This window comes from Microcella sp., assembly GCF_030645145.1.
In the GTDB taxonomy this organism is placed as follows: Bacteria; Actinomycetota; Actinomycetes; order Actinomycetales; family Microbacteriaceae; genus Microcella.
Genome location: NZ_JAUSMI010000005.1, coordinates 1 through 2,405, shown reverse-complemented (window position 1 = coordinate 2,405; position 2,405 = coordinate 1). Strand labels below are relative to the sequence as shown.

Below are 2,405 nucleotides of genomic sequence, written 5' to 3'. Positions count from 1 at the left end.
AACGCCTGCGCGGTGGCGACCGCGTCCTGACCGATCATCGCGTCGATGACGAAGAGCACCTCGTCGGGGTCGACGGCCGTGCGGATGCTTGCGGCCTGCTTCATGAGCTCGGCGTCGACGCCGAGGCGGCCGGCGGTGTCGACGATCACGACGTCGTGCAGGCGCGTGCGGGCGAACTGGATCGCGTCCTTCGCGACGCGCACGGGGTCGCCGACGCCGTTGCCCGGTTCCGGTGCGAAGACCGCGGCCCCCGCCTGCTCTCCGACGACCTGCAGCTGCGTCACGGCGTTGGGGCGCTGGAGGTCGGCCGCGACGAGCAGCGGCGTGTGGCCCTGGCCCTTGAGCCACTTGGCGAGCTTGCCCGCGAGGGTCGTCTTGCCCGCGCCCTGGAGGCCCGCGAGCATGATGACCGTGGGCGGGTTCTTCGCGAACTCAAGCCGGCGCTGCTCGCCGCCGAGAATGGCCACGAGCTCCTCGTTGACGATCTGCACGACCTGCTGGGCGGGATTGAGCGCCTTGTTCACTTCGTCGCCGAGAGCGCGCTCGCGAACCGTGTTCGTGAAGTCCTTCACGACGGGCAGCGCGACGTCGGCGTCGAGCAGCGCGCGCCGGATCTCGCGAACCGTCTTGTCGACGTCGGCCGGGCTCAGCTTGCCCTTCGTGCGGAGGGCGCTGAACGTCTGAGTCAGCCGGTCGGAGAGAGTGCCGAAGGTCGCCATGATGCGCCCATTCTAGAAGGGCTCGTCTGGTTGACTGGAGGCGAGAGCGAGGAGACGGGATGCGACGGCGCATTTTCGGCAAGGAGCCCGCGGTCGATGAGCGGGCCTGGATCGCCCCCACGGCGGTGCTCATCGGCGACGTCGCGGTGCACGCCGGCGCGAGCATCTTCTACGGCGCGGTGCTCCGCGCGGATCGGGCCGCGATCGTCCTCGGCGAGGACTCGAACCTGCAGGACTCCGTGACCGTTCACGGCGATCCCGGCACCCCGACGATCGTCGGCAAGCGGGTGAGCGTCGGTCACGCCGCGGTGCTGCACGGCTGCACGATCGAGGACGACTGCCTCATCGGCATGAGCGCGACGGTGCTCAATCGGGCGGTCATCGGTAGCGAGTCGCTCGTCGCCGCGGGAGCCGTCGTCCTCGAGGACACCGTCGTGCCGCCCCGGTCGCTCGTGGCCGGCGTGCCCGCGAAGGTGCGGCGCGCGCTCACGGACGACGAGGTGGCGGGCATCCGTCGCAATGCCGACACGTACCTGATGCTGTCGCGCGAGCACGCCGCGCTCGACGGCTGAGCCCCGCGGCGTTCGCCCGCGCTACGGGACGAGCGAGGCCGCGAAGACGTGCGGCGTGAAGCCCGTGAGGTCGCCGATCGCCTCGCCCTGCCCGATGAGCTTGATCGGGATGCCCGTGCGCTCCTGCACCGCGAGCACGAAGCCGCCCTTCGCCGAGCCGTCGAGCTTCGTGATCACGAGTCCCGTGACCCCGGCGTGCTCGATGAACGCCTCGGCCTGCGCGAGCCCGTTCTGACCGGTCGTGCCGTCGAGGACGAGGAGGACCTCGGCGATCGGCGCGAGCTTCTCGACGACGCGGCGGACCTTCGCGAGCTCGTCCATGAGCCCCGCCTTGGTCTGCAGGCGGCCGGCGGTGTCGATGATCGCGATGTCGATCCCGTCCTCGATCGCCCTCTGGACGGTCTGGAACGCGACGCTCGCCGGATCCTGTCCATGCTGCTGGGGACGGACGACGGATGCTCCCGCGCGGTCGGCCCACGTGGCGAGCTGCTCCACCGCGGCGGCGCGGAAGGTGTCGGCCGCACCGACGACGACGCTACGGCCGTAGCCGGTGAGGAACTTCGCGAACTTGCCGATCGTCGTCGTCTTGCCGACGCCGTTGACGCCGACGACGAGCACGACGGCGGGGCGTGCGCTCAGGGTGAGGGTCGGATCGTGCGCGGCGAGGCGCTCCTCGATCGACTCGCGCAGCATGCGCTTGAGGTCGGTCGGGTCGGTCGTCTGGTAGCGCTCGACCTGCGCGCGCATCTGCTCGAGGATGCTCTCGGTCAGGTCGGGGCCGAAGTCGGCGCGGATGAGCGCCGTCTCGAGGTCGTCCCAGGTGGTCTCGTCGATCGTCGGCTTCGTGAACAGCCCCTTGAGGGCTCCGCCGAGGTTCCAGGAGCGTTCCGCCATGCGCCCCAGGCTAGTGCGGCCGGCGGGGCTCCCGCGTCGCGGTGCTCAGCCGACGCGCGGGGTGGAGCGCGCGCCTAGGTGTAGTGCCCAGGCACGTTGTTTGATCTGGCACCCGTGACATAGCGAGAACCTCCGGACCAGAGTGGAGCTGTCTAGTTCACCGCTCTGAGTCCAGGAGGTTCTCGTGTCTCACGGTAATGCGGCCCTGACGCCGCGCCAA

3 protein-coding genes are annotated in these 2,405 nt (G+C 70.3%); 1 reads left to right on the top strand and 2 read right to left on the bottom strand.

What is annotated here, in order from left to right; all coding sequences use genetic code 11:
- On the bottom strand, positions 1–719 hold a 719-nt coding region (locus Q7T15_RS00240), incomplete at its 3' end, for a signal recognition particle receptor subunit alpha (RefSeq protein WP_304692087.1).
- A gap of 59 nt (positions 720–778) precedes the next feature.
- On the opposite strand from Q7T15_RS00240, the gene Q7T15_RS00235 reads away from it, so the two are divergent.
- The gene (locus tag Q7T15_RS00235) at positions 779–1,291 is read left to right on the top strand and encodes a gamma carbonic anhydrase family protein (RefSeq protein ID WP_304692085.1); all 513 of its coding nucleotides are present in this window, start codon (positions 779–781) and stop codon (positions 1,289–1,291) included.
- A gap of 21 nt (positions 1,292–1,312) precedes the next feature.
- Here the strand turns inward: Q7T15_RS00235 and ftsY are convergent, their stop codons facing one another.
- The gene (gene ftsY, locus Q7T15_RS00230; RefSeq protein WP_304692083.1) at positions 1,313–2,185 is read right to left on the bottom strand and encodes a signal recognition particle-docking protein FtsY; all 873 of its coding nucleotides are present in this window, start codon (positions 2,183–2,185) and stop codon (positions 1,313–1,315) included.
- Between the last annotated feature and the right edge of the window lie 220 nt (positions 2,186–2,405).